This window comes from Mycobacterium sp. (genome assembly GCF_035314665.1).
Lineage (GTDB): Bacteria > Actinomycetota > Actinomycetes > Mycobacteriales > Mycobacteriaceae > Mycobacterium.
In genome coordinates this window covers 1-2,092 of the sequence record NZ_DATFZD010000261.1, presented here as the reverse complement: position 1 = coordinate 2,092, position 2,092 = coordinate 1, and the positions used below count along the sequence as shown (strand labels likewise).

Here is a 2,092-nt window from a genome sequence, read left to right as displayed (position 1 = left end):
AGGGGATCTGCCGCACCAGCCGCACCGCCGAGCCGCCCATCGGATACAGGCTCCATTTGGCTTCGGAGATGCCGAACTTGGCGCTTTCGCCGGCGATGCGGATGTCGGTGCCCTGCAGGATCTCGGTGCCGCCGGCGATGGCCGGGCCCTCGACCGCGGCGATCAGCGGCTTGGTCAGCCGACGGCCTTTGAGCAAGGCGTCGATGCGCGACGGGTCGTAGCTGCCGTCTTTGAAGGAGTCACCCGGTGGGCGCGCGGTCGCGGCTTTGAGGTCCATGCCCGCGCAGAAGTAGCCGCCGGCTCCGGTCAGGATGCAGCATCGGATGCCGGGATCGTTGTCGACGCGGTCCCACGCCTCGACCATGATCGACAGCATCTCGGTGCTCAGGGCATTGCGGGCCTCGGGACGGTTCAGCGTCAGGATCAGGGTGTGTCCGCGCTGCTCAATGATGGCGTCGGCGCTTTTTTCGGACTCGCTCACGGGTGATCGCCTTCCTCCATGCGGGCGTCGGACTTGTCAGGAAATGTAACACGTTCTAATTTGGGGTCCGTGGCCCTGAATATTGCCGACCTGGCGGAGCACGCCATCGATGCCGTCCCTGACCGTGTCGCCCTGATCTGCGGCGACGACCAGCTGACCTACGCCCAACTGGAGGAGAAGGCCAACCGCCTGGCGCACTACCTTCTCGACCAGGGCGTGCAGAAGGACGACAAGGTCGGGCTCTACTGCCGCAACCGCAACGAGATCGTCATCGCGATGCTCGGCATCGTCAAAGCCGGCGCGATCCTGGTGAACGTCAACTACCGCTACGTCGAGGGTGAACTTCGCTATCTCTTCGAGAACTCGGACATGGTTGCGGTGGTCCACGAGCGCCAGTACTCCGACCGCGTCGCCAACGTGCTACCGGACACCCCGAACGTCAAGACCGTCCTCGTCGTCGAGGACGGCAGCGACAACGACTTCCAGCGTTACGGCGGCGTCAAGTTCTACTCCGCGATCGCGGCCGGCTCACCCGAGCGGGATTTCGGTGCACGCAGCGCCGACGACATCTACCTGCTCTACACCGGCGGCACCACCGGCTTCCCGAAGGGAGTGATGTGGCGCCACGAGGACATCTACCGGGTGCTGTTCGGCGGAACCGACTTCGCCACCGGCGAATTCGTCAAAGACGAGCATGACCTCGCCACGGCCGCCGCGCAGAATCCGCCGATGATCCGCTATCCGATTCCGCCGATGATCCACGGCGCCACGCAGTCGGCTACCTGGATGTCGATCTTCTCCGGCCAAACCACCGTGCTCGCACCCGAATTCAACGCCGACGAGGTGTGGCGCACGATTCACGACCATAAGGTGAACCTGCTGTTCTTCACCGGCGACGCGATGGCGCGGCCGTTGCTCGACGCATTGCTGGCTCATCAGGACGAGGGCAACGAATACGACCTGTCGTCGCTGTTCTTGCTCGCCAGCACCGCGGCGCTGTTCTCGCCGAGCATCAAGGAAAGACTGCTGGAGTTGCTGCCCAACCGGGTGATCACCGATTCGATCGGCTCCTCGGAGACCGGTTTTGGCGGCACCAGCATCGTCGCCAAGGACGCGCCGCACAGCGGTGGCCCACGGGTGACGATCGACCACCGCACCGTCGTGCTCGATGAGGACGGCAACGAGGTGAAGCCCGGTTCCGGCGTGCGCGGTCTGATCGCCAAGAAGGGCAACATCCCGGTCGGTTACTACAAGGACGAGAAGAAGACCGCCGAGACCTTCCAGACCATCAACGGGGTGCGCTACGCGATTCCGGGCGACTACGCGCAGGTCGAGGAAGACGGCACCGTCACCATGCTGGGCCGCGGCTCGGTGTCGATCAACAGCGGCGGCGAGAAGATCTACCCCGAAGAGGTCGAGGCGGCGCTCAAGGGCCACCCCGACGTCTTCGACGCTTTGGTGGTCGGCGTGCCCGATGCCCGTTACGGCCAGCATGTGGCCGCGGTGGTGCAGGCCCGGCCGGGCTCTCGGCCGGCGCTGTCGGAGCTGGACAGCTTCGTGCGCGCCGAGATCGCGGGATACAAAGTGCCACGCAGCCTTTGGCTGGTCGAC

At 65.0% G+C, this 2,092-nt stretch carries 2 protein-coding genes; one reads left to right on the top strand and one right to left on the bottom strand.

Annotation, left to right across the window (positions count from 1 at the left end; genetic code table 11):
* Positions 1-481, bottom strand: a 481-nt coding sequence (locus VKI00_RS18555; RefSeq protein ID WP_324439929.1) for an enoyl-CoA hydratase-related protein, incomplete at its 3' end; no start/stop codon positions are given.
* An 18-nt stretch (positions 482-499) separates the two neighbouring features.
* On the opposite strand from VKI00_RS18555, the gene VKI00_RS18550 reads away from it, so the two are divergent.
* Positions 500-2,092 (top strand): acyl-CoA synthetase (locus VKI00_RS18550; RefSeq protein WP_324439927.1); only part of this gene is annotated, 1,593 nt, incomplete at its 3' end.